25 protein-coding genes are annotated in these 23298 nt (G+C 32.1%); 18 read left to right on the top strand and 7 right to left on the bottom strand.

Going from position 1 to position 23298, the window contains the following annotated elements; genetic code table 11:
- The first annotated feature begins 140 nt into the window (after window positions 1-140).
- Complete coding sequence (dnaK, locus tag DU428_RS07500) at window positions 141-2045, top strand: molecular chaperone DnaK (protein WP_113965997.1); 1905 nt, start codon at window positions 141-143, stop codon at window positions 2043-2045.
- A gap of 89 nt (window positions 2046-2134) precedes the next feature.
- On the opposite strand, the gene DU428_RS07495 is transcribed toward dnaK, so the two are convergent.
- Window positions 2135-2647, bottom strand: a complete 513-nt coding sequence (locus DU428_RS07495) for a hypothetical protein (protein ID WP_123796493.1) — start codon at window positions 2645-2647, stop codon at window positions 2135-2137.
- Window positions 2648-2835: 188 nt separating this feature from the next.
- Window positions 2836-3555, bottom strand: coding sequence for a Crp/Fnr family transcriptional regulator (locus DU428_RS07490; protein ID WP_113965999.1), 720 nt, complete (start codon window positions 3553-3555; stop codon window positions 2836-2838).
- Window positions 3556-3778: 223 nt separating this feature from the next.
- On the opposite strand from DU428_RS07490, the gene DU428_RS07485 reads away from it, so the two are divergent.
- On the top strand, window positions 3779-4726 hold the full coding sequence (locus DU428_RS07485) for an NAD(P)H-dependent flavin oxidoreductase (protein ID WP_113966000.1): 948 nt from the start codon (window positions 3779-3781) through the stop codon (window positions 4724-4726).
- Between the two features lie 23 nt (window positions 4727-4749).
- Here the strand turns inward: DU428_RS07485 and DU428_RS07480 are convergent, their stop codons facing one another.
- Entirely contained in the window at window positions 4750-5385 is a 636-nt protein-coding gene (locus DU428_RS07480) for an alpha/beta hydrolase (RefSeq protein ID WP_072351719.1), read from the bottom strand.
- 41 nt (window positions 5386-5426) lie between these two features.
- Between DU428_RS07480 and DU428_RS07475 the strand changes: the two genes are divergently transcribed.
- The 6 genes from DU428_RS07475 (at window position 5427) to DU428_RS07450 (ending at window position 10824) form a co-directional block, all read left to right on the top strand.
- The gene (locus tag DU428_RS07475) at window positions 5427-5852 is read left to right on the top strand and encodes a PaaI family thioesterase (protein WP_072351720.1); all 426 of its coding nucleotides are present in this window, start codon (window positions 5427-5429) and stop codon (window positions 5850-5852) included.
- Window positions 5852-6979 carry a chorismate-binding protein gene (locus DU428_RS07470; RefSeq protein ID WP_113966001.1) on the top strand — a complete coding sequence of 376 codons (1128 nt, stop codon included), beginning with the start codon at window positions 5852-5854 and terminating at the stop codon, window positions 6977-6979. Before DU428_RS07475 ends, DU428_RS07470 begins: the two co-directional genes overlap by 1 nt.
- Window positions 6980-7003: 24 nt before the next feature.
- Complete coding sequence (locus DU428_RS07465; protein ID WP_072351723.1) at window positions 7004-7414, top strand: hypothetical protein; 411 nt, start codon at window positions 7004-7006, stop codon at window positions 7412-7414.
- A 225-nt stretch (window positions 7415-7639) separates the two neighbouring features.
- Window positions 7640-9400, top strand: a complete 1761-nt coding sequence (menD, locus tag DU428_RS07460; protein ID WP_072351725.1) for a 2-succinyl-5-enolpyruvyl-6-hydroxy-3-cyclohexene-1-carboxylate synthase — start codon at window positions 7640-7642, stop codon at window positions 9398-9400.
- A gap of 126 nt (window positions 9401-9526) precedes the next feature.
- On the top strand, window positions 9527-9871 hold the full coding sequence (locus tag DU428_RS07455) for a DUF2853 family protein (RefSeq protein ID WP_072351727.1): 345 nt from the start codon (window positions 9527-9529) through the stop codon (window positions 9869-9871).
- Window positions 9872-9987: 116 nt separating this feature from the next.
- A complete protein-coding gene (locus DU428_RS07450) occupies window positions 9988-10824 on the top strand; it encodes a CvfB family protein (RefSeq protein WP_113966002.1) in 837 nt (278 codons plus the stop codon).
- Between the two features lie 27 nt (window positions 10825-10851).
- Here DU428_RS07450 and DU428_RS07445 read toward each other — a convergent pair whose 3' ends face one another.
- A complete protein-coding gene (locus DU428_RS07445) occupies window positions 10852-11280 on the bottom strand; it encodes a hypothetical protein (RefSeq protein WP_072351730.1) in 429 nt (142 codons plus the stop codon).
- Between the two features lie 259 nt (window positions 11281-11539).
- Here DU428_RS07445 and DU428_RS07440 point away from each other — a divergent pair, with 259 nt between their 5' ends.
- From DU428_RS07440 to DU428_RS07430, 3 genes are all read left to right on the top strand, one after another.
- Complete coding sequence (locus DU428_RS07440; protein WP_072351732.1) at window positions 11540-12379, top strand: 1,4-dihydroxy-2-naphthoyl-CoA synthase; 840 nt, start codon at window positions 11540-11542, stop codon at window positions 12377-12379.
- Window positions 12380-12430: 51 nt separating this feature from the next.
- Window positions 12431-13324 (top strand): 1,4-dihydroxy-2-naphthoate octaprenyltransferase, encoded by an 894-nt coding sequence (gene menA, locus DU428_RS07435; protein ID WP_113966180.1) that lies wholly within the window; start codon window positions 12431-12433, stop codon window positions 13322-13324.
- 94 nt (window positions 13325-13418) lie between these two features.
- Window positions 13419-14096 (top strand): metal-dependent hydrolase, encoded by a 678-nt coding sequence (locus tag DU428_RS07430; protein ID WP_113966003.1) that lies wholly within the window; start codon window positions 13419-13421, stop codon window positions 14094-14096.
- Between the two features lie 93 nt (window positions 14097-14189).
- Here the strand turns inward: DU428_RS07430 and DU428_RS07425 are convergent, their stop codons facing one another.
- Window positions 14190-14981 carry an SDR family oxidoreductase gene (locus DU428_RS07425; RefSeq protein ID WP_113966004.1) on the bottom strand — a complete coding sequence of 264 codons (792 nt, stop codon included), beginning with the start codon at window positions 14979-14981 and terminating at the stop codon, window positions 14190-14192.
- 9 nt (window positions 14982-14990) lie between these two features.
- The gene (locus tag DU428_RS07420) at window positions 14991-15935 is read right to left on the bottom strand and encodes a sterol desaturase family protein (RefSeq protein WP_072349498.1); all 945 of its coding nucleotides are present in this window, start codon (window positions 15933-15935) and stop codon (window positions 14991-14993) included.
- 86 nt (window positions 15936-16021) lie between these two features.
- Between DU428_RS07420 and DU428_RS07415 the strand changes: the two genes are divergently transcribed.
- From DU428_RS07415 to DU428_RS07405, 3 genes are read left to right on the top strand one after another with little or no spacing between them, the layout of a single operon-like run.
- Window positions 16022-17053 carry an o-succinylbenzoate synthase gene (locus DU428_RS07415; protein WP_207802364.1) on the top strand — a complete coding sequence of 344 codons (1032 nt, stop codon included), beginning with the start codon at window positions 16022-16024 and terminating at the stop codon, window positions 17051-17053.
- A gap of 3 nt (window positions 17054-17056) precedes the next feature.
- Window positions 17057-18022: a CPBP family intramembrane glutamic endopeptidase gene (locus DU428_RS07410; RefSeq protein WP_072349497.1), complete on the top strand. Its 966-nt coding sequence runs from the start codon at window positions 17057-17059 to the stop codon at window positions 18020-18022.
- Window positions 18022-19095 carry an AMP-binding protein gene (locus DU428_RS07405; protein WP_072349496.1) on the top strand — a complete coding sequence of 358 codons (1074 nt, stop codon included), beginning with the start codon at window positions 18022-18024 and terminating at the stop codon, window positions 19093-19095. The genes DU428_RS07410 and DU428_RS07405 overlap by 1 nt, the downstream gene beginning before the upstream one ends.
- A 64-nt stretch (window positions 19096-19159) precedes the next feature.
- On the opposite strand, the gene DU428_RS07400 is transcribed toward DU428_RS07405, so the two are convergent.
- Window positions 19160-20788: an acyl-CoA carboxylase subunit beta gene (locus DU428_RS07400; RefSeq protein ID WP_072349495.1), complete on the bottom strand. Its 1629-nt coding sequence runs from the start codon at window positions 20786-20788 to the stop codon at window positions 19160-19162.
- Window positions 20789-20934: 146 nt separating this feature from the next.
- Between DU428_RS07400 and DU428_RS07395 the strand changes: the two genes are divergently transcribed.
- Genes DU428_RS07395 through DU428_RS07380 form a run of 4 tightly spaced genes read left to right on the top strand, consistent with a single transcriptional unit; the run spans window position 20935 to window position 23275 of the window.
- Window positions 20935-21291: a DoxX family protein gene (locus DU428_RS07395; RefSeq protein WP_072349494.1), complete on the top strand. Its 357-nt coding sequence runs from the start codon at window positions 20935-20937 to the stop codon at window positions 21289-21291.
- A gap of 1 nt (window position 21292) precedes the next feature.
- Window positions 21293-22108 (top strand): GNAT family N-acetyltransferase, encoded by an 816-nt coding sequence (locus tag DU428_RS13595; RefSeq protein ID WP_072349493.1) that lies wholly within the window; start codon window positions 21293-21295, stop codon window positions 22106-22108.
- Between the two features lie 10 nt (window positions 22109-22118).
- Window positions 22119-22559, top strand: a complete 441-nt coding sequence (locus DU428_RS07385) for a MarR family winged helix-turn-helix transcriptional regulator (RefSeq protein WP_072349492.1) — start codon at window positions 22119-22121, stop codon at window positions 22557-22559.
- Window positions 22556-23275: a pirin family protein gene (locus DU428_RS07380; protein WP_072349491.1), complete on the top strand. Its 720-nt coding sequence runs from the start codon at window positions 22556-22558 to the stop codon at window positions 23273-23275. Before DU428_RS07385 ends, DU428_RS07380 begins: the two co-directional genes overlap by 4 nt.
- Window positions 23276-23298: the final 23 nt, after the last annotated feature.

Here is a 23298-nt window from a genome sequence, read left to right as displayed (position 1 = left end):
GATTTCATTTCCAAATAGTGACAGCTTGTCAGTTTTTTTTTGTTGGCATAGTCATTGACTATTACAACATGAATTAAAAAATAAATATCAACACGATAGTTTCGCGAAAGCGGAAAACTAAAAAAAATAAAAATAAAATTATGAGTAAGATTATTGGAATCGATTTAGGAACAACAAACTCTTGCGTTTCTGTAATGGAAGGTAACGAACCAGTTGTTATCCCAAACGCAGAAGGTAAACGTACAACACCTTCAGTTATTGCTTTCGTTGAAGGAGGCGAAATTAAAGTTGGAGACCCAGCAAAGAGACAAGCAGTTACAAACCCAACAAAAACGGTTAGTTCTATTAAGCGTTTTATGGGTAATAAATATTCTGAGTCTACTAAAGAAGCAGAACGTGTACCATATAAAGTAGTAAAAGGAGATAACGATACGCCAAGAGTAGATATTGATGGTCGTTTATATACACCACAAGAATTATCTGCAATGGTTCTTCAAAAAATGAAGAAAACTGCTGAAGATTATTTAGGAGCTACAGTAACTGAAGCTGTAATTACAGTACCAGCTTACTTTAACGATGCACAACGTCAAGCTACTAAAGAAGCAGGTGAAATTGCAGGATTAAAAGTAAGAAGAATTATAAACGAGCCTACTGCAGCAGCATTAGCTTACGGATTAGATAAAAAAGGAACAGATCAAAAAATCGCAGTATTCGATTTTGGAGGTGGAACGCATGACGTATCTATCTTAGAATTAGGAGATGGTGTATTTGAAGTACTTTCTACAGAAGGAGATACTCACTTAGGAGGAGACGATGTAGACCAAAAAGTAATTGATTGGTTAGCAGACGAGTTTAACGCTGAAGAAGGTGTTGATTTACGTAAAGACCCTATGGCTTTACAACGTATTAAGGAAGCTGCAGAAAAAGCAAAGATTGAATTATCATCTTCTGCTCAAACAGAAATCAACTTACCATACGTTACTGCAACTGCATCTGGACCAAAACACTTAGTGCGTACATTAACAAAAGCTAAATTCGAGCAATTAATTGACGATTTAGTAAAACGTACTATAGACCCATGTAAATCGGCTTTAAAAGCAGCAGGTTTAACGGTAAGTGATATAGACCAAGTAATTCTTGTAGGAGGATCTACACGTATCCCAGCTGTACAAGAAGCAGTAGAAAAATTCTTTGGAAAAGCACCAAGTAAAGGAGTAAACCCAGATGAGGTTGTTTCTTTAGGAGCAGGTATCCAAGGTGGAGTTTTATCTGGAGATGTTAAAGATGTATTATTATTAGATGTTACACCTTTATCACTAGGTATTGAAACTATGGGGAATGTAATGACTAAACTTATTGAAGCGAATACAACAATTCCTACTAAGAAAAGTCAAGTATTCTCTACAGCAGCAGATAACCAACCTTCAGTAGAAATTCACGTTTTACAAGGAGAAAGAGCAATGGCTGCAGATAACAAAACAATTGGACGTTTCCACTTAGATGGTATACCACCAGCACAAAGAGGAGTTCCACAAATTGAAGTAACTTTTGATATTGATGCAAACGGAATTATTAAAGTTTCTGCAACAGATAAAGCTACTAACAAATCTCAAGACATCCGTATTGAAGCTTCTTCAGGATTAACAGAAGAAGAAATTCAAAAGATGAAAGCTGATGCAGAAGCAAATGCTGAAGCAGATGCTAAAGCAGCAGAAAGCGCTAAGAAATTAAACGAAGCGGATTCTATGATTTTCCAAACGGAAAAACAATTAAAAGAATTTGGTGATAAATTATCTGATGATAAGAAAAAACCAATTGAAGAAGCTTTAGAAGAACTTAAAAAGGCTTACGAATCTAAAGATCTAGCTGTAATTGAGCCAGCTTTAGAGAAAATAAACGAAGCTTGGAAAGTTGCTAGCGAAGAAATGTATAAAGCGCAAGCAGAAGCTCAAGGTGGTGCACAAGCAGGACCTGATGCAAATGCAGGAGCAGACTCTAAAGAATCAAGCGACGTAGAAGACGTAGATTTTGAAGAAGTAAAGTAAATTGACTTCTGCACAGGCAGAAATTAAAATAAAGAAAAACGCAATCAAATATTTGATTGCGTTTTTTGTTTTAATAAAAGATTGAAAGTTTAAATAGTGTTTCCTAAAACATCTACTTTTATATTTTTTCTTTTATTTCCTTTTGCAATTTTGAGCTTATACATTTTCTTTACTTCTTTATCTAAGTAATAAGAAACTAGATAAGTATCCTTAATAACTATCCATCCCGGATATTTTTTTTCAATAGAATTTCTTACAGCATAAGGTAATGCTACATCTTTAAACCTTTCTAAAGAAGATAATACTTTACCTTCATTATCGTAAGTTGCAACAATCCTACATTGGTCTGAGTTTTTGCCTTCGAAAATAACCTCATAGGCTTCAAATTTATCATCATAAAAAGGAGCTTCTGTAATGTCATATCTAGCAACTTCAGATTCAAATCTCCTAACTATTTTAGGTGTGCTTTTATCGGACACTTCATTTAAATAACTAGTGTTTAAAGGTGTAAGATTTACATCTTCAAGTTGGACTTCTGCTATTTGGGAGTAACTTAGGCTGGCAATTCCTAAAAACATTAAGCCGAAAAATAAATTTTTCATAATATTAGGTATTAGATTAATAGCTGGCATCTTTTGTAATTACATAAGGGAGATGGTTATAGTAATTAGTTGCAGTAATTAATAGCGGTCCTTTTTCTATTACCCAAAATTATAACTTAAGCTTCATTGTATCTGCTACTTAATTAGCATATTTTTCTATTTAACTTAAGATTAACAAGCACATATTTCTAATCTATAAAATTGCTTTTGCTGCTTTTTTCAATTAAAAGCTTTACATCTATTACATAAATATTCTTTCTTTCTATTCGAATAATCCCTTCTTTTTTTAATGCTTGAATATGTCTGTTGAATACAGCTCGGGTGGTTCCAATTAATTCGGCTAGTTCTTTGTGCGTAAGATTGTTGATGTTTTCAATTTGCTGTGTATTTATATTATAATTTTCTAGCAATAAATTAGCAAGTCTTACTAATAAGCCGTTTGTTCCAAGATCTAAAAGGTGATATTCTAAAACTTGTAATTTCTGAATGGTATATTTAAATAATTCATTTAAAATAATAGGGTTTTTTAATAACCATTCTCTTATGGTTTCACAAGAAAAAACCAAGAGCTCTGTGTCCTCTAAAACTTCATAACATACATTATGCTGATGTTTGCTAATAAGTGAAAAAACATCAAAAACATCATCTTTTAATAATAAGAATAAGGTGTAGTGTTTGTCTGTTTCTTGATTTAAATTGAATACTTTAATCTTACCATTAATCATATAATAAAACTTATATAAAGTCTTCTTTTTGTTAATGATACATTCTCCTTTTTCAAAAGTTTCAAGTCTGCATTGATTTAATAAAGCATTTATAGATTCGTTGGATGCATGATTAAACAACTTGTTATTTCTTAGTGTGTTAAAATGAGAATTACAGTCGAAATTATTTATATTTGGCTTCATTTCATTTTGTGTTTATTGGTCGAAAAATTAATAAATAGGAGAATTATTGATAGTTTATTTGACCCGTCCTTGTAAATTACAATTAAAGAGACAAAACATATAAAACTTTAACTTTTAATTGCTTGTTATGCATGCATAGTAAATTTCCTTATATTTGTTTAAAATATTCATCTGAAAAGCATTTCAGAATCATTAAAAAGACCTCTAAACCGAGGATATACTTATGCAAACACAGCTAACCCAACTACTAAATATAACATATCCAATCATTCAGGCTCCAATGTTTTTGGTGTCTAATACAGCAATGGTTATTGAAGCTATGAAAGGCGGAATTGCAGGTTGTATTCCTGCACTTAATTATAGAACTTTAGATGACTTAAGAGCTGCAATTAAAGAATTGAAAGCAGACAAAGTGGAAGGTGGATCCTTTGGATTTAATTTAATTGTTAATAAATCTAATGTAAAGTATAAGGAGCAATTACGAGTGCTTTGTGAAGAAGGTTGTGATTTTATAATTACCTCTTTAGGAAGTCCAGAAGAAACAATTAGACAAGCACATGCTGCTGGAATAAAAGTTTTTTGTGATGTTACCGACTTACATTTTGCAAAAAAGGTGGAAGGACTTGGAGCAGATGCTGCCATTGCAGTAAACAATGAAGCAGGTGGTCATAGAGGAGAATTGTCTCCACAAGAATTAACGTCTCAATTAAGTAAAGCATTAAGTATACCGGTAATCTCTGCAGGTGGTGTAGGCTGTAAAGAAGATATTGATAAGATGTTAAGTTACGGTGCAGAAGGAGTTTCGGTTGGTAGTCCCTTTATAGCTTCTATAGAAGCAGGAGTTACACAGGAATATAAACAAGCTTGTGTAGATTATGGAGCAGATGATATTGTTATGACACAGCGTATTTCTGGAACGCCATGTACAGTAATCAATACACCTTATGTTCAGAAAATAGGAACTAAAGAAACTTGGTTAGAATCTGTTTTAAATAAAAACAAGAAACTAAAAAAATGGGTGAAAATGATTCGTTTTTCCATTGGGATGAATGCTACAACCATAGCAGCTACACAAGCAACCTATAAAACTGTTTGGGTTGCTGGACCAAGTATAGAGCATACCAAAGAAATTTTACCCGTAAAAGATATTATTAGAAACTTAACGCATTAAGATCTCGTTGGTTTAATCTAGTATTAAACCAACGAGTTTATTAGGTCTACATTTACCACATGTTTGCCTTCAAAAGGAATTATATGTAGGTTCTTACCAAATAACTCTTTGGCTCTTTTGGTTTCGTTTGTAATACGCTCTTCGGTTAGGTATTCATCTTCGGTACCGTAAATCATAGAAACTTTAGCCTCAAGAAACTCAAAGTCTTCCGCTTTTAATTCTTTAGGAATTCCGCCAGAATGTAATACCAATTGTGAACACGCTAATTTTCTTCTAGCTATATATCTTGCAGCAACACTTACGCCTTGTGAATATCCTAAAACAATAAGGTTTATGTTTTTTGGTAGGTTTTCAGCTTCTAAAATGGCATCAAAATTACGCAGAATATTTTCTGTTTCTTTAACAGTGTTTTCTTTGGTTAGCCAACTAGCACCAACATGCCTGTTTTTTGAAGTTAAGTAATATTTACTTTGTGCTTGTGGCGCTATGATATAATTTTCTTCGGCATTTAAGTTTTTAAAGTATCTTAAAAAATACCTGCTTAAATATCCCATTCCGTGACAGACAAACCAAACGTTTTTGGTTTTATCTGTTAAGCTGTTTAAAGTGCCATAACTATTGGTAGTTGTGTATGAAATTTCTTTTTCTTCTAAATTCATTTTGTACTTTTACATTCAGAAAATAAAAATACATTATTTATATGCAATTATCTAAAGAAATGGTGTTGGCAAAGGCGAATGCTGCTAGCAAAAACACCTTGATGGAAACCCTAAATATTGAAATGGTAGATTATGGGGATGATTTTTTGGTAGCAAGAATGCCTGTAGATTCTAGAGTTTATCAACCAGACGGCGTTTTACACGGAGGAGCGACAGCTGCTTTAGCAGAAAGTGTTGGGAGTTTTGCATCGCATATTTTTATAGATACCGAAAATAAGTTTGTTCGTGGTTTAGAAATTACTGCAAACCACCTTAGGAGTGTTACAGAAGGATATATTTACGCCAAAGCAACCTTTTTACACAAAGGAAGAACAACACAATTACTAGATATTAGAGTTACAGATGAAGAGGATAACTTAATTTCTATTTGTAGATTATCAACCATCTCCTTACCAAAAAAGAAGTAATGGGTTTTACCGATTTTTTTGATAAAGTTCAGAAGCATTTACAAGCAGCATTACCATTTGTGGTTTATAAAAAACCAAATGTGTCTGATATTCAAGTATTGCTTCAAAAGGATAATAAACTTTATACTACGGAAGATTATTCAGAAAGCGGCTTTGTTTTCGCTCCTTTTAATGATCAAGAGGTGAGTGTATTGCTTCCTTTAGAAGCTTGTGAAGTACTAAAAACTAAATATGAATTAACATCTGAAGTTTTAAATGCTACTCCCTCTGAGAAAGAAGTAATTCCTTCTGCCGAAAAAAGAGAGGAACATATTGCTTTGGTTCAAAATGGCGTAAATGCAATCAATAATAAGGAGTTACAAAAAGTAGTTTTATCTAGATGTGAAGCCCTAAATATTTCAGAAGAAAATCCTTTAGAAACCTTTAAACGATTGCTATATAATTATCCTACAGCTTTTGTGTATTGTTGGTTTCATCCTAAGGTTGGTTTATGGTTAGGAGCAACGCCAGAGACGCTAATTTCGATTTCTAATAATAGATTTAAAACCATGTCTTTGGCAGGAACCCAAAAATATCATGGAACCGAAGATGTTATTTGGCAAGAGAAGGAAAAGGAAGAACAGCAGATTGTAACAGACTTTATTGTTAGTAGTTTAGAGCCTTTAGTTAAAAGTATACAAGTTTCTAAAACCCAAACAGCAAGAGCAGGAAGTTTATTGCACCTTAAAACTGCTATTTCAGGAACTATAGATACTCAGGATTCTTATTTAAAAGAAGTGTTGAAAGCTATACATCCAACCCCTGCAGTTTGTGGATTTCCTAAGGAAAAAGCAAAGCAATACATTCTGAAAAACGAAAATTATCATAGAGAATTTTACTCTGGATTTTTAGGAGAATTAAACTTAAAAGAAAGCCAGACAAGAAATACCAATAGGCGTAACGTTGAAAACAATGCTTATGCAACTATAAAAACAGTTACTAATCTTTTTGTGAATTTACGTTGCATGCAGCTTAAAGATAAGCAAGCTTTACTTTATGTTGGAGGCGGTATAACGGGCGATTCTGTTCCAGAAAACGAATGGCAGGAAACTGTAAATAAAACACAAACTATAAAAAAAGTCTTATAGTAGGTTGTTGTAACCTTTTAAAAAATGAAGAAAATTAGCTATTCAAAAGAAAGATTAAGAAGTAATTTAAGAATGGGAATATTCTTTGTAGCAGTTGGAATTATTCTTGTTTTACTATCTTTTATTTCTTCTGAATGGAGAGAAATTTCATTAACATCTGTGGGAGTTGGACAAATAGGAGCTGGAGTTTTTATGTTTTTGATTTATTGCTATGAAAACAGAAAACAATATCTGACACTGAAAAACGGAGTATTAATAAAAAACTCTCTTTTTCCTAAAAAGATAAAACTAGACGAAATAAATACTGTAAAGGAATTTGCTGGTGACTTAAAACTGATTACACAAAAAACGGAGTTTATAATTGACACTCAAATTACAGAACCGAATTCTCTAAAGGAGTTGAAAAATGAATTGAAAAAATATAATTTGATATAAAAAATCCATTCAACAATAGTTTCAAAAGACATTCAATTTAGATAGAACAATATTGAAACCTTCCAATTATAAAATAATAGATTAACTTCGTTTTATATTCATTGTGGTTTTTGTGAAGGGCTATAAATCACCTTAAAAGATTCGTCTATTACGAGCAAAAACTTACCTTTGTATATTACGATTTTCTTAATTAAAAATAGATTCTCATTTTCGTGAGAAGAGACTATGATACACCCAAAAATTCCTTTAGCACAAACAGTTATTGAACTTTGTAAAGCAAAGAATATTCAGCACATTGTAATCTCACCAGGAAGCAGAAACGCTCCTTTAACCATAGGGTTTAGTCATGATGATTACTTCCATTGTTATAGTATTGTAGATGAACGCTGCGCTGCTTTTTTTGCCTTGGGTATAGCACAACAAATACAGAAACCAGTTGCAGTTGTTTGTACTTCAGGAAGTGCCTTGCTAAATTATTACCCAGCTGTTGCTGAAGCTTTTTATAGTGATATTCCTTTAGTAGTGCTATCTGCAGATAGGCCAAAACACCTTTTAGGAATAGGTGACGGGCAAACCATCAATCAAGAAAATGTATTTGAAAATCACATTTTATATTCGGCTAACTTAAAGCAAGATTTAAAAGAAGAAAATAGCTATTTAGTAAATGAAGATTTGCCGATTTTTAAGAATATTGAAAATAAGTTAGAGAGACTTTTAGGAATACAGCAAAATATTCAAACTCAAAACGAAGAAGGAATTAATGAAGCTTTAAATATAGCTATTCGTAAAAAAGGTCCAGTACATATAAACATACCTTTTGATGAGCCTTTATACGAAAGAGTAGAAGCGCTTACCGTAAAACCTAAGGTTATAGAAGTTTTTAGTAAAACACCTAAGATAGACGATGTACTCTTAGATGAGATAGTTGATGCTTGGTATCACGCAAAGAAAAAGCTTGTTATTGTTGGGGTAAATCAGCCAAACACTATAGAGCAAAAATGGTTAGATGAATTAGCAGAAGATGAAAGCGTTGTTGTGTTTACAGAAAGTACTTCTAATATACATCACCCGAAATTTTTTCCTAGTATAGATAAAATCATAGCTCCTTTAAATGAAGAGCAGCTTCAGGCATTACAACCAGAAATTTTATTGACTTTTGGAGGACTAATAGTTTCTAAAAAAATCAAAGCATTTTTACGTAACAACAAGCCGAAACACCATTGGCATATTGATACGAAAAAAGCAAATGACACATTTTTTAATTTAGAACATCATATTAAAACCACCCCAAATCAGTTTTTCTCTCAGTTTTCACCAAAAATTACTCATGTAGCTAAAAGCGATTATCAAGAATTTTGGTTACAGGTTAAAAAAGATAGAAAACAAAAACACGCTGCGTATTTAAATAGTATAGCGTTTTCAGATTTAAAAGTATTTCAATCTGTTTTAAAAGCCATTCCTAATCATTCTGTTTTACAACTAGGAAATAGCTCTACAATTAGATATGCACAGTTATTTAAGGTCAATAAGAGCGTTGAGGTGTTCTGTAATAGAGGAACAAGTGGAATTGATGGAAGTACTAGTACAGCCATTGGTTGTGCGGTAGGAAATCCTAAACAAACAACTTTTATAACAGGAGATCTAAGTTTTTTCTACGATAGTAATGCACTTTGGAATAATTATATCCCAAACAACTTCCGAATTATAATAATCAATAATGAAGGAGGTGGAATATTTAGAATTCTTCCAGGTAAAAAGGATACAGAAAATTTTGATACTTTTTTTGAAACCAAACATTCATTATCTGCTATTCATTTAAGTGAAATGTATGGCTTTGAATACCAAAAAGCATCGAACGAAGAAGAATTATCTTCGGCATTATCTTCTTTTTATACAGAAGGAGTTAAACCTAAAATTCTAGAAATATTTACTCCAAGAAAAACAAATGATACTGTTTTAATGAATTATTTTAAAGCATTAAAGTAATTTGTAGATTATTTTAATAAAATATCAAACTTAAGAGATTTTTAACCTTAAAACTATAGGAAAAACCTTTAAAAATCTTATATTTAAAAAGTTTAAAACAATCATTAACTAAAATAAAGTATTATCATGAGTAAAAGAGATGATTTAATTGCTAAATACGCAGAAGATTTAAAAGAAAAATGTGGTGTTACGCCAGATATGGATTTATTAACTAAGGTAACAATTGGTTGTGGTCCTTCTATTTACAATGCAGATGCATCTACAGTTTCAGGATCTGATGAATCGGAACTAGCAACAGTTAAAAACAACTTCTTAATTAAGAAATTGGGTTTAAAAGATAGTTCAGAATTAGATAAAGCAATTGATTCTGTTATGGAAACTTATGGTCGTTCAAACAGAAACAAATACAGAGCAGTTGTATACTACTTATTAGCTAAGCACTTCAAGAAAGAGTCTGTTTATAATAAATAGTCTTTTTTTTTAATATATTACAGAGCGTTACTATATGTAACGCTTTTTTCATTTTTGAGTCATTTCGTTTGAAAATAAATAGCATTTTTAACTTTTAATATTATTACTTTTGTAGCATGATACATATAGGAGAATACAATACACTTACCATAATACGTGAAACAGAACCAGGATTGTTCTTGAGTGATGCAGATGATAATGAGGTTTTATTACCTAACAGATACGTTCCAGAAGCATTTGAAATTGGAGAAAATATAGAAGTTTTTGTCTATTTAGATAATGAAGAGCGTATGGTTGCTGTTACAGATAAACCATATATTCAACGTAACGAGTTTGCTCTATTACGTTGTAATGAAGTAAATAATTACGGAGCATTTTTAGATTGGGGAATGCTAAAAGAGTTATTTTGCCCATATAAAGAACAAGCCTTCAAAATGAAAAAAGGAGGTTGGTATTTGGTTTATTGTTATATAGATGAAGAAACAAATAGATTGGTAGCATCTAGTAAAACCAATCATTTTTTAGATAATAAAGAACTTACCGTTTCAGAATTTGATGAGGTAGAATTAATAGCTTCTCACCCTAGTGATATAGGATGGAATGTTATTGTAAATAAAAAGCATGCAGGTTTAATTTATAACGATAATATTTTTCAAGATATTAGTGTAGGAGATAAACTGCAAGGTGTTGTAAAGAAAATTAGACCTGGAAATAAATTAGATATTATTTTAGGGCAAGTAGGATATAGAAATATAGAACCTAATGCTGAAAAAATAATGCATTATCTTCAAGATAATAGTGGCTATTTAAACCTTACGGATAAGTCTAGTCCAGATGCTATAAAAGATACGCTTCAAATGAGTAAAAAGAGCTTTAAAAAAGCTATAGGAAACTTATACAAGCAAAAAGAAATTGATATAAAAGAAGACGGAATTTATTTACTAAAAAAATAAATAAAGTCAGTTATAAATTTACTCCTTTTATATTTGTTTTGATATAAAAGGAGTTAAATTTTCTGTCCAATTAATTGCTTCTTCAAGATTTGTAAAACATTCTGTTTTACAGTTAAAAAAAGAGCTCTCTAGTCTTGCATTTGAGTATGCTAATTTTGTGTAAGTTACAAAAGACATGGATTTTAAAATGTTGTTAGGATTTTTTCTATAGAAATCTAACCAGATGGTCGGTACTACCGAATAGTTATTAACTCTATTAGATATTAAACTTATTTTTCTATTTGTACCATAATAATTGGTTATAATTTTTAAAGTTTCTTGAAAGAAATTCCAATCTAGATTAACTCCTTCCTTGGCTTCAGAAACTATATAATTATTAAAAAAATAGATGTGACCAAATGGTGTAATTGCTTCTTTTAAAACAGAAGACTTATAATTTGTTTCAATTAATTTCATTTATGTAATTTATCGGGTACAAAAGTATGAGTCTTTTCGGTTTTAGTTTCAATAAAATTAAGGTTTCCTAATAATTTTCGTTTAAAAGCAATAATGAAAGTTATATTGCACATAATTAGTAAGAAATTACATAATTTATTGAAAATTAGACTATTATAATGGTTTGGGTGAGGTTATTTAGAAATAGCAATTGCTAAGTGATATAGTCTGTCAATAGAAATGAAAAAAATCAGTATTTTTACAAACCAAAAAAAAGAATATGAGTGAAATAAAATGGGTGACTGCCAAAGAATATGAAGACATTACATATAAGAAATGTAATGGTGTAGCTAGAATTGCTTTCAATAGACCAAATGTTAGAAATGCTTTTAGACCAAAAACCACTAAAGAACTTTATGATGCATTTTATGATGCAGGGGAAGATACTAGTATTGGTGTAGTTTTATTATCAGCAGAAGGACCTTCTACCAAAGATGGCATATGGAGTTTCTGTTCAGGAGGAGATCAAAAAGCTAGAGGTCACCAAGGTTATGTTGGTGAAGATGGTTACCACAGATTGAATATATTAGAAGTACAACGACTAATTCGTTTTATGCCAAAAGCAGTAATTGCTGTTGTTCCAGGTTGGGCAGTTGGTGGCGGACATAGCTTACACGTTGTTTGCGATTTAACTTTAGCAAGTAGAGAACATGCTATTTTTAAACAAACAGATGCAGATGTAACTAGTTTTGATGGTGGTTATGGTTCTGCTTACTTAGCAAAAATGGTAGGACAGAAAAAAGCCCGTGAAATCTTTTTCTTAGGAAGAAATTACTCTGCTCAAGAAGCTTATGAAATGGGAATGGTAAATGCGGTTATTCCTCATAATGAGTTAGAAGATACTGCTTATGAATGGGCTCAAGAAATATTAGCAAAATCACCTACATCTATCAAGATGCTTAAGTTTGCAATGAACTTAACAGACGATGGTATGGTTGGGCAACAAGTTTTTGCTGGTGAAGCCACTAGATTAGCTTATATGACAGACGAAGCCAAAGAAGGTAGAGATGCATTCTTAGAAAAACGTAAGCCAAACTTTCCTAAAAAGTGGATTCCTTAATTTGTAAGGAGTAAAAAACTTTTTAAGAATTCTAAAACATATACTTTGAAAATAAAACACTGGCTCGAAGCAGCAAGACTAAGAACATTACCACTTTCGGTTTCCGGAATAATAGTAGCTTCTTGTTTAGCTGCTTCAAAAGGTATCTTTAATTGGCAAATTTTTACTTTGGCCATGCTTACAACCATAAGCTTACAAGTATTATCTAATTTTGCTAACGACTATGGGGATGGAGTAAAGGGAACAGATAATGAAGATAGGATAGGGCCAATGCGTGCTTTGCAAAGTGGTAATATTACCGCAAAAAGTATGCTTAATGGGATAAAGCTAAACATTATTATCTGCCTTATTTTATCGGTAGGTTTGATCTTTGCAGCTTTTGGTTCCGATCACTTTCTGTTAGCACTATTGTTTTTTATTATTGGCGTAAGTTCTATTTATGCAGCTATAAAGTACACTGTTGGAAGTAATGCTTATGGTTACAGAGGTTTAGGAGATGTTTTTGTTTTTGTGTTTTTCGGCTTAGTAAGTGTAATTGGGTGTTACGTTTTATATAGTAAACAGCTAGATTTTATTACTGTTTTGCCTGCTTGTGCTATCGGACTGCTAAGTGCGGCTGTACTAAACTTGAATAATATGCGGGATATAGAATCTGATAGAAAGGCAAATAAAAACACGCTGGTTGTTAAAATGGGAAGTGTTAAAGCTAAATATTATCATTACTTTTTAGTTGTCACAGCAATGGTTTTGTCTTTATTATTTGGAGTTTTAAATTATGAATCTCCCAATAACTTCATTTATCTAATTACATTTATTCCATTAGGTATTCATCTTAAAACCGTAAAGGATAACACGAAGCCTGTTTTATTAGACCCAGAGCTTAAAAAACTAGCATTAACTACTTTCTTTTTATCTGTTTTATTAGGTATAGGACAATTAATATAGTTTTATAGATATATTTTTACGATTAGAAAAACTCAGAGGTAAATTATAGTAGGTCTGCGTTTTTTTGTAATTTACTTTTTTAAAAAATTTATATATGAAAATCACATTTTACGGACATGCCAGTTTAGGAATACAAATAGAAGATATACATATTTTAGTAGATCCGTTTATTACAGGAAATCCTAAGGCTTCTCATATAAATATAGATGATTTAAAAGCCGATTATATTTTGCTAACACACGCACATCAAGATCATATTCTAGATGTTGAAGCTATTGCAAAACGTACTGATGCAGTAATTGTTTCTAACTTCGAAATAGTTTCGCATTTTCAAGCTTTAGGTTTAGAAGCACACCCTATGAATCACGGTGGTTCTTGGGATTTTGAATTTGGAAGTTTAAAATATGTAAACGCTATTCATACATCTTCTTTTCCAGATGGAAAATATGGCGGACAACCAGGTGGTTTTGTGATTGAAGGAGAGCATAAAAATATTTATATAGCTGGAGATACTGCTCTAACTTATGATATGAAACTTATTCCTATGCAAACAAATTTAGACTTAGCGATTTTACCTATAGGAGATAATTTCACCATGGGAATTAAAGACGCTATTATTGCTAGTGATTTTGTGCAGTGCGATAAAGTATTAGGCTATCACTTTGATACTTTTGGATATATTGAAATAGATCATGAAATGGCAAAACGTATGTTCTTTAACAAAGATAAAGATCTTATGTTGTTAGAAATAGGTGAGAGTATAGAGCTATAGGAAAAGCTTTTACAATTTAAATGAAAACCTTATAGAATAGTGCAAAACTATACCTTTAAGGTTTTTATTTTTAAAAGTATTCCTAGTGCAGTTTTAACGAACCTTACTTCGTAAAACCATTTTATGAAGAAGTCTTGGCGATATTCTTTTTAAGTACACTCCAAGTATTTCTTTTTTCCCTATATAAGCTTCAAACTTTTCTTTTCGAATAGCTCGAATCATTTTCTTCGTAAAAACATCTACTTGTAAACCGTTTTCAGTCATACTATCTTGTTCTACTTGTTTACTACCGTCTGCAGTAAGTGCGTTTCTTGCAACATTCGTATTTACAAAGCCAGGACAAATCATAGTGACTTTAATATTATCAGCATCATGTTCCAATCGTAAGGCATCAAAAAATCCGTGTAAAGCATGTTTTGCTCCACAGTAAGCAGATCTAAACGGCGAGCTAAATTTTCCCATTAAACTTGAAACCACAACATAATGTCCAGATTTATTAGCAACAAAATGAGGTAAAAGAGCTTTGCTTAAAGCAACTGTGCCTAAATAATCCACCTCCATGAGTTTTCTGTCAACGGCAATTTTGGTTTCAATAATTGCTGAGCGCTGACTTATTCCGCCATTATTGATAAGTATATCTATTTTTCCGAAAATAGAAATGGCATTTTCTGTAATATCAGCAAGAGTTTCGGTTTCAGCTAAGTCTAAAGTTAAAACAGATATGTTTTCTGGATTATCACAGAGGCTTTTGACTTTTTCTAGTGCTGTTTTTCTTCTAGAAGACAAAATGAGCTTGCAGTTTTCTTTAGAAAGTGCTAACGCTAAACTTTTGCCTATTCCGCTAGAAGCACCTGTAATCCATACTATTTTGTTGTTAAATGTCATATTCTACTTTTATTGGCTGGTAGCTTTTTTAATAAAAACTTCTTTTTTTATAACCGATTGTGGTTGCATATTGCCTTGCAGCCATTCTTTTCTTAAATCCGAACTTAGTTTCCCTGTTCCATCGTGTTTCCATCCAGGAGGTTTTATAAAATATAGTAATCTGTTTTTTAAGGATTTTCTTCCGGTAAAGGCATCTTTAAACATTTGTATCCATTCTATAAAAGCAATTTTTATAGGGTTATAAGTGTTTATATTTGAAACCAAGCCGTACACAACCTTTTCTTCTTCTAGCTCTTCTTGAAAAGTGCCAAAAAGTTTATCCCAAATAATTAAAATTCCAGCATGGTTTCTGTCTAGATATAAAGGATTGCTACCGTGGTGGACTCTGTGATGAGAAGGTGTATTAAAAACTGCTTCAAACCATTTTGGCATTTTATTAATAGCTTCCGTATGTATCCAAAATTGATATATCAGGCTTATAGACATTTGTAGAATAATCATTCCGGGATGAAAACCTATAAGAGGAAGCCATAGCCAAAAAATAAATGTGTAGAAGCCTCCAGACCATGTTTGACGCAAAGCAGTGCTTAAATTATAATGTTGTGATGAGTGATGTACTACATGCGAAGCCCAAAATAGTCTGCATTCGTGCGAAATTCTATGAAACCAATAATAAGCAAAATCATCTGCAAAGAAAATAAGAATGAAACTCCACCAAACTACAGGAATGGTAAAAAGTCTGAAATTCTCATACACATAAAAGAAACTTAGTAATACTAAAGCCTTTGTAAAATACCCTAAAAACACATTTCCTAAGCCCATAGTAATAGAGGAAATAGCATCTTTTGCTTGATAGCTTTTAATATTTTCTTTAGTAGTAATAAAAATCTCTAAAAGCATGGAGAGAGCAAAAAAAGGAATAGCATAAAGTATAATATCTGGGAATTCTGTCATTTCTTATTTTCTAATTGTTTACTATAAACCCTACTTTTGTGGCTTATGCAAATTACAAAATTTATTGTCTATTTTTGAACATAATTATGAGAGCAACTTACCAACAATATATTTTAAATTTCAAACAAGCTAGCGGAACTTCTCGTGGAGTTTTAAAAACCAAAGAAACATGGTTTCTAATTATTGAAAATGAAGGCAAGAAAGGAATTGGCGAATGCCCACTTTTTAGAGGGTTAAGCGCAGATGACTTGCCAAACTACGAAGAGAAGCTGCAATGGACGTGTAATAATATTCATTTAGGTTTAGATGTATTACTGAAGGAATTAATAGCATTCCCAAGTATTCAATTTGGCTTAGAACAAGCTTTTTTAGATTTAAATTCTGAAAACCATAATTTGTTTCCTTCTTCTTTTACCGAAGGAAGCGATGCAATACCTATCAACGGATTGATTTGGATGGGATCGGAAGCTTTTATGAAGCAGCAAATAAAAGATAAAATTGAAGCTGGTTTTACTTGTATCAAGATGAAAATTGGAGCTATAGATTTTAAAACAGAAATCAAACTTCTGCAATCTATACGAAAAGAGTTTTCAGCTGATGATATTGAATTACGAGTAGATGCTAACGGTGCTTTTCTTCCAAAAGAAGCTTTAGAGAAATTAAAAGTGCTTTCCGATTTAGATTTACATTCCATAGAACAGCCTATAAAACAAGGTCAAATACAGGAAATGGCTAGGCTTTGTGAGGATACGCCACTGCCAATAGCCTTAGACGAAGAATTAATTGGTGTGTTTGGTGTAACAAATCAAGAGAAACTACTACAAACCTTACAGCCGCAATATATTATTTTAAAACCTGCTTTGGTTGGTGGTATTTCTGGAAGTAAAAACTGGATAGATTTAGCTAATAAACAACAAATAGGGTGGTGGATAACTAGTGCTTTAGAAAGTAATATTGGATTAAATGCTATTGCACAATTCACATATACTTTACAAAGTAAAATGCCTCAAGGTCTAGGTACAGGAGGATTGTTTACCAATAATTTTGAAAGTCCGTTAACAGTAAAAAATGGTACATTGCAAATAGACAATAACAAAAACTGGAAAATTAATTTATAGAATATGTATATAGAACAAGCTTTTAAATCATTACACGAGTGGTGGAGGTATGTAGTAGGAATCCTTATAATATTTTTTGTATGGCAGGTAATTGGCTCTTTTCCGCTTATTGGAGCGCTTTTATATTCTATAGGAACAGAAGGAATTATAAATGGAGATTTCCCAACAGATATTGCTGGTATGTCCGATATTCTAGGAAACAACTTATTCCTTTTCTTAATGTTGCTTTCTTTTGCTATTGGTTTGGTTGGTTTAATTTTCAATACAAAAACCATTCACAAACAATCATTTACCGAACTAACTACAACTAGAAAGAAAATAGATTGGAGCAGATTTTGGTTTATTTTTATTTTATGGGGCGTAGTATCCTCTTTCTTTGTTTTACTAGATTTTTACCTAGAACCAGAATCTTATCAATGGAATTTCCAATTAGTACCCTTTCTTACCCTAGCAGTAATAGCAATTCTATTTATTCCACTTCAAACTAGCTTAGAAGAATATTTATTTAGAGGCTACTTAATGCAAGGTTTGGGAGTAATTACTAAAACTAGATGGTTTCCATTAATTTTTACTTCGGTAGTTTTTGGATTAATGCATATTGCAAACCCAGAAGTAGGACAGTTGGGGTATATCATCATGGTTTATTATATAGGGACTGGTTTTTTCTTAGGAATTATTACCCTTATGGATGATGGTTTAGAGTTAGCTTTAGGATTTCATGCAGCTAATAATTTGTTTACCGCTTTATTGGTAACTGCAGATTGGACAGCCTTACAAACAGATTCCCTTTTAAAAGATATTTCCGAACCAACTAGCGCAGGGTTTTTAGATGTATTTATGCCTGTTTTTGTAGTATTTCCTATTCTTATTTTTATTCTAGCTAAGAAGTATCAATGGGCCGATTGGAAAGATAAATTATTTGGAAGAGTAGAAGAACCAATAAAAGAAGATTATAAAATTTTAGACTAGTGGAAGCGTCTTACAAAGAAATTCATGAGAGTTTTAAAATAAACGGTAGTAGTTATTCTTTTGAAGAATTAAAAGAAGTAGCCTACAGTCACGTTAAACACGGACTTCCTTTTGAAAAAGTAATCGGTGATTTTTTAATAGATTGGTTAGATGATAAGGACTATGTTTTGGTGAAAACATCAGGTTCTACCGGAACACCAAAATCAATTAAACTGAAAAAAGAAGCTATGGTAAACTCAGCCATAGCAACTGGAGCATTCTTCCATTTAAAACCAAAAGATAAAGCGCTTCTTTGTTTGCCTGCAGACTATATTGCAGGTAAAATGATGCTTGTTCGTGCTATGGTTTTAGGATTGGAAATAGATCTAATCGAGCCAACTTCTTTACCCGTTTTTGATACTGAAAAGTATTATGAGTTTTGCGCCATGATACCTTTGCAGCTTCAAAAAACCAAAGTTCAAATCTATAATATGAAGACTATTATTGTTGGTGGTGCAGCGGTTTCTCCTAGTTTAAAAGCAGCCATCCAAAATGTGAAGGCAAATATTTACGAAACCTATGGTATGACGGAGACCATCACGCATATTGCAGTAAAGAAAATCAATAATTTGTCTTCTGAAGAACTAGCAACTTCTAATAATTTTAAAATACTCCCGAATGTTAATATTAGTCAGGATGATAGAAATTGTTTAGTAATTGAAGCACCTAAACTTTCCAAAGAAAAAATCATTACCAATGATGTTGTGAAATTACATGCAGAAAATTCCTTTGAATGGTTAGGCCGTTATGACAATGTTATTAATTCTGGAGGAGTGAAGTTGTTTCCAGAACAGATTGAAGCGAAGCTTGCTAAAACTATTTCAGGTAGATTTTTTATTACAAAAGAAGCAGATGCAGTATTAGGGGAACGACTTATTTTAGTTTTAGAAAGTACATCTAATACATTAGAAGCTTCCGTTTTTGAAGGTTTAGATAAATTTGAAGTTCCGAAGAAAATATACGCTATTGAAAAATTTATAGAAAGTGCTAACGGAAAAGTCCTTCGGCACGAAACGATTAAAGCCTTAAAGTAGTTAAATACAAAACAAAAAAAAGCGACCAAATTGGTCGCTTTTTAATTTTATAAATATTGTGGTATTACACTTGTAAAACTCCCATATTAAACTTTTTCTCGATAGGAGCGTGGTCTGCAGCTTCAATACCCATACTAATCCATGTTCTAGTATCTAAAGGATTGATCACTGCGTCTGTCCAAATTCTTGAAGCAGCATAATAAGGAGATACTTGGTTATCGTATCTGTCTTTGATTTTGTTGTAAAGTTCTTCTTCTTTTTCTGGAGTAATTTTTTCTCCTTGCTTTTCAAGAGAAGCTTTTTCAATTTGTAAAAGTACTTTAGCAGCAGAGTTTCCACTCATTACAGCTAATTCTGCACTTGGCCAAGCAGCAATAAGTCTTGGGTCATAAGCTTTTCCGCACATAGCATAATTTCCTGCTCCGTAACTGTTTCCTATAACAATAGTGAATTTTGGTACTACAGAATTACTTACTGCATTTACCATTTTAGCACCATCTTTAATGATTCCGCCGTGTTCACTTTTACTTCCAACCATAAATCCGGTTACGTCTTGTAAAAACACTAGAGGAATTTTCTTTTGGTTACAGTTAGCAATAAAACGAGTTGCTTTATCGGCGCTATCATTATAGATTACACCACCAAACTGCATTTCCCCTTTTTTGGCTTTCACTAGTTTTCTTTGGTTAGCAACAATACCTACAGCCCAACCATCAATTCTTGCATAAGCTGTAATAATAGTTTTTCCGTATCCAGCTTTATATTCATCATATTCCGAATTATCCACCAATCGTTTTATGATTTCATACATATCGTATTGATCGGCACGACTTTTAGGAAGGATTCCGTAAATATCTTCTTGTTTTTCTAAAGGCTTAATAGGCTTCACTCTATTAAATCCAGCTTTGTCATAGTCGCCAATCTTATCTATTAATCGCTTAATAGTATCTAGAGCGTCTTTATCGTCTTTTGCTTTATAATCTGTAACACCAGAGATTTCACAATGCGTAGTTGCACCACCAAGTGTTTCGTTATCTATAGTCTCTCCAATAGCAGCTTTCACTAAATAACTTCCCGCAAGGAAAATACTCCCAGTTTTATCTACAATCAAGGCTTCATCACTCATGATTGGTAAATAAGCACCACCAGCAACACAAGAACCCATTACAGCAGAAATTTGAGTAATTCCCATACTGCTCATTACAGCGTTATTTCTAAAAATACGACCAAAATGCTCTTTGTCTGGGAAAATTTCGTCCTGCATTGGTAAATATACCCCTGCAGAATCTACTAAATAGATAATAGGTAGTTTGTTTTCTATTGCTATTTCCTGTGCACGTAAGTTTTTCTTTCCGGTAATAGGAAACCAAGCTCCTGCTTTTACCGTAGCATCATTGGCAACAACAATGCATTGTTTTCCTTTTATATAACCAATTTTAACAACAACACCTCCCGAAGGGCATCCACCGTGTTCTTCATACATTCCATCACCAGCAAAAGCACCAATTTCAATAGATTTAGCCTTACTATCTAGTAGGTAATCTATGCGTTCTCTTGCTGTCATTTTGCCTTTAGCATGATGTTTTTCAATACGTTTTACACCACCACCTAGCTTTACTTTTTCTAATCGATTGGTTAAATCGGAAACTAAAAGTTTATTGTGGTCTTCGTTTTTATTAAAATTTATATCCATTCCTGTTAAATATTTGCCACGAATTTACAAAACCAAAGCTTGTATTAAAAGCTAAATATTTGATAAATCATTTCACATGGAAGTATTTTCCTAGGTGAATAAATATTTTTATTGTAAATTTGCCTATCTAAATTAAAAATATTTATATGAAAAGGAATAAGATTATCTATTATGTAGCAACAGGATTATTATCAGTTTTAATACTGTTTTCAGCTGGAATGTACTTTTTTAATTATGAAGAAGTAGCAAAAATGTTTACGCAATTCGGTTACCCAACCTATATTATTTACCCTTATGCTGTGGTAAAATTATTGGGTTTAGCTGCAATTTGGAATCCTAATTTTAATGTCATTAAAGAGTGGGCATACTCCGGATTCTTTTTTGCGTTTATTTTAGCATTCTTTGCGCATTTTATGATTAATGATGGAGAGCATTTTTCAGCTTTAATAGCATTAATCTTATTAATAGTATCATATATTTTTAACAAAAAAACACAAGCATAATATGAAGAGAATTATAGCATTTGCAGGAAGTAATAGTAAAAAATCCATGAATAAAAAATTGGCAGCCTATGCAGCTTCCTTAGTAGAAGACGTAGAGGTGAAAATTTTAGATTTAAATGATTTTGATGTTCCGTTATTTGGTGTCGATTTAGAAGCTGAAATGGGACATCCAGAAAATGCTAAAAGACTATTTGAAGAAATTAAAAATACCGACGGAATTATTCTTTCCTTAGCAGAACATAACGGAGCTTACTCTGCGGTTTTTAAGAATTTATTTGATTGGATGTCTAGAATTGATACTAAAACTTTTAAAAAGAAACCAATGTTATTAATGGCGGCATCTCCAGGAGGTAGAGGAGGAGCTTCTGTTTTAGCTATCGCTAAAGATAGGTTTCGTTTTCACGAAGGAAATATTGTAGCATCCTTTTCTTTACCGTTTTTTGCAGATAATTTTTCAGATGGAAAAATAGTAAACGAGGAATTGAATGCGAAATTACTGGAGGAAGTTAAGCGTTTTAAAGAAAATGTTTTCGCTTTACAAATTCAACATACAGAAACGGATAAAGAAGGAAAGTTCTATATAGAAGTTGATGGTGTACAAGTAGCAGAAATGACTTATAAATACATTGGCGATAAGAAAATTGATATAGATCATACGGAAGTAGATCCTTCTTTAAAAGGACAAGGAGTAGGTTATAAACTTGTTGAAAAAGCTGTTGCGTTTATGCAAGAAAAAGGAATAAAAGCAGCTCCTTCCTGTTCATACGCAGCCGCTGTATTTAATAAAAAAGAAGAGTACGCCGAAAGGTTGGCTTAAACTTAGGGCTATGGGAGATATTTCTAAAGACATACAATCTACTTTTCCTAATAGCAAAGTAAAAGCAATGATTAATATTCTATTTACAGCAAATTGGATTAGCAGTTATCAAAATGCTTTTTTCAAACCATTCAATATTTCAGCACAACAATTTAATGTGTTACGAATTTTGAAAGGAGCAGGAATGCCTTTAAAGGTGCAAACTATTAAAGAACGAATGATAGAGCGATCTCCAAATGCTACTCGTTTAATGGATAAGCTTCATGCTAAAGATCTTATTGAACGCACTCCATGTCCTAACGATCGTAGAGTAGTAAACATAGAAATAACAACACAAGGTTTAGAATTGTTAGAGGATATATCAAAGGCAGATCATCAAGATTTACTAGAGAATATATCCGAAGATGAAGCAGTTCAATTAAGTAATTTATTAGATAAAATAAGAAATTGAAGACAATAATTCACAGAGCAGACAGTAGAGGTTTTGCAAATCATGGTTGGTTGCAAGCAAATCATTCCTTTAGTTTTGCAAATTATTTTGATAAGGATAAAGTACATTTTGGAGTTTTACGTGTTTTAAACGATGATATAATTGCTCCTAAAATGGGTTTTGGTACGCATCCACATGATAATATGGAGATTATTACCATTCCCTTAAGCGGTGTGTTAAAACACCGAGATAATATGCATGAGGAATGGCAAGAAGTACTTGCAGGCGAAGTACAAGTTATGAGTGCTGGAACTGGAGTAGAGCATTCAGAGATTAATGGTTCTGATGATAAACATTTAAGCTTATTTCAAATTTGGATTATCCCCAATAAGCAAAATGTATCGCCAAGATATGATCAAAATCGATTTGATACTAAAGAAAGGAAAAACAAGCTTCAAACACTAGTTTCTTCTATAGATGAAGATTTAGAAGGAAGCTTGAAAATTCACCAAGATGCTTTAATTTCTAGAATAGATTTAAGCAAAGACAAAAGTTTCACCTATACCTTAAAAAGTGAAAATCATGCAGTTTATGTTATGAATATCTATGGAGAAATAGAAATTAATGCTGAAACTTTATATACAAGAGATGCTCTTGGAATCTCAGAAACAGAAGGTTTTGAAATAAAATCTAAGGAAGATTCTGAAATACTACTTATAGAAGTTCCTTTATTATAAATTAGAAGCAATTTTTCATGATA

This window comes from Oceanihabitans sediminis (genome assembly GCF_003337215.1).
Lineage (GTDB): Bacteria > Bacteroidota > Bacteroidia > Flavobacteriales > Flavobacteriaceae > Oceanihabitans > Oceanihabitans sediminis.
The sequence above is the reverse complement of the archived record's forward strand: the minus strand, read 5'-3'. Positions and strand labels throughout refer to the sequence as shown.

Excerpts from the sequence above, each read along its gene's own strand:
- dnaK (WP_113965997.1), top strand. The coding sequence starts at position 141 with ATGAGTAAGATTATTGGAATCGATTTAGGAACAACAAACTCTTGCGTT.
- DU428_RS07495 (WP_123796493.1), bottom strand. The coding sequence starts at position 2,647 with ATGAAAAATTTATTTTTCGGCTTAATGTTTTTAGGAATTGCCAGCCTA.
- DU428_RS07490 (WP_113965999.1), bottom strand. The coding sequence starts at position 3,555 with ATGAAGCCAAATATAAATAATTTCGACTGTAATTCTCATTTTAACACA.
- DU428_RS07485 (WP_113966000.1), top strand. The coding sequence starts at position 3,779 with ATGCAAACACAGCTAACCCAACTACTAAATATAACATATCCAATCATT.
- DU428_RS07480 (WP_072351719.1), bottom strand. The coding sequence starts at position 5,385 with ATGAATTTAGAAGAAAAAGAAATTTCATACACAACTACCAATAGTTAT.
- DU428_RS07475 (WP_072351720.1), top strand. The coding sequence starts at position 5,427 with ATGCAATTATCTAAAGAAATGGTGTTGGCAAAGGCGAATGCTGCTAGC.
- DU428_RS07470 (WP_113966001.1), top strand. The coding sequence starts at position 5,852 with ATGGGTTTTACCGATTTTTTTGATAAAGTTCAGAAGCATTTACAAGCA.
- DU428_RS07465 (WP_072351723.1), top strand. The coding sequence starts at position 7,004 with ATGAAGAAAATTAGCTATTCAAAAGAAAGATTAAGAAGTAATTTAAGA.
- menD (WP_072351725.1), top strand. The coding sequence starts at position 7,640 with ATGATACACCCAAAAATTCCTTTAGCACAAACAGTTATTGAACTTTGT.
- DU428_RS07455 (WP_072351727.1), top strand. The coding sequence starts at position 9,527 with ATGAGTAAAAGAGATGATTTAATTGCTAAATACGCAGAAGATTTAAAA.
- DU428_RS07450 (WP_113966002.1), top strand. The coding sequence starts at position 9,988 with ATGATACATATAGGAGAATACAATACACTTACCATAATACGTGAAACA.
- DU428_RS07445 (WP_072351730.1), bottom strand. The coding sequence starts at position 11,280 with ATGAAATTAATTGAAACAAATTATAAGTCTTCTGTTTTAAAAGAAGCA.
- DU428_RS07440 (WP_072351732.1), top strand. The coding sequence starts at position 11,540 with ATGAGTGAAATAAAATGGGTGACTGCCAAAGAATATGAAGACATTACA.
- DU428_RS07430 (WP_113966003.1), top strand. The coding sequence starts at position 13,419 with ATGAAAATCACATTTTACGGACATGCCAGTTTAGGAATACAAATAGAA.
- DU428_RS07425 (WP_113966004.1), bottom strand. The coding sequence starts at position 14,981 with ATGACATTTAACAACAAAATAGTATGGATTACAGGTGCTTCTAGCGGA.
- DU428_RS07420 (WP_072349498.1), bottom strand. The coding sequence starts at position 15,935 with ATGACAGAATTCCCAGATATTATACTTTATGCTATTCCTTTTTTTGCT.
- DU428_RS07415 (WP_207802364.1), top strand. The coding sequence starts at position 16,022 with ATGAGAGCAACTTACCAACAATATATTTTAAATTTCAAACAAGCTAGC.
- DU428_RS07410 (WP_072349497.1), top strand. The coding sequence starts at position 17,057 with ATGTATATAGAACAAGCTTTTAAATCATTACACGAGTGGTGGAGGTAT.
- DU428_RS07400 (WP_072349495.1), bottom strand. The coding sequence starts at position 20,788 with ATGGATATAAATTTTAATAAAAACGAAGACCACAATAAACTTTTAGTT.
- DU428_RS07395 (WP_072349494.1), top strand. The coding sequence starts at position 20,935 with ATGAAAAGGAATAAGATTATCTATTATGTAGCAACAGGATTATTATCA.
- DU428_RS13595 (WP_072349493.1), top strand. The coding sequence starts at position 21,293 with ATGAAGAGAATTATAGCATTTGCAGGAAGTAATAGTAAAAAATCCATG.
- DU428_RS07385 (WP_072349492.1), top strand. The coding sequence starts at position 22,119 with ATGGGAGATATTTCTAAAGACATACAATCTACTTTTCCTAATAGCAAA.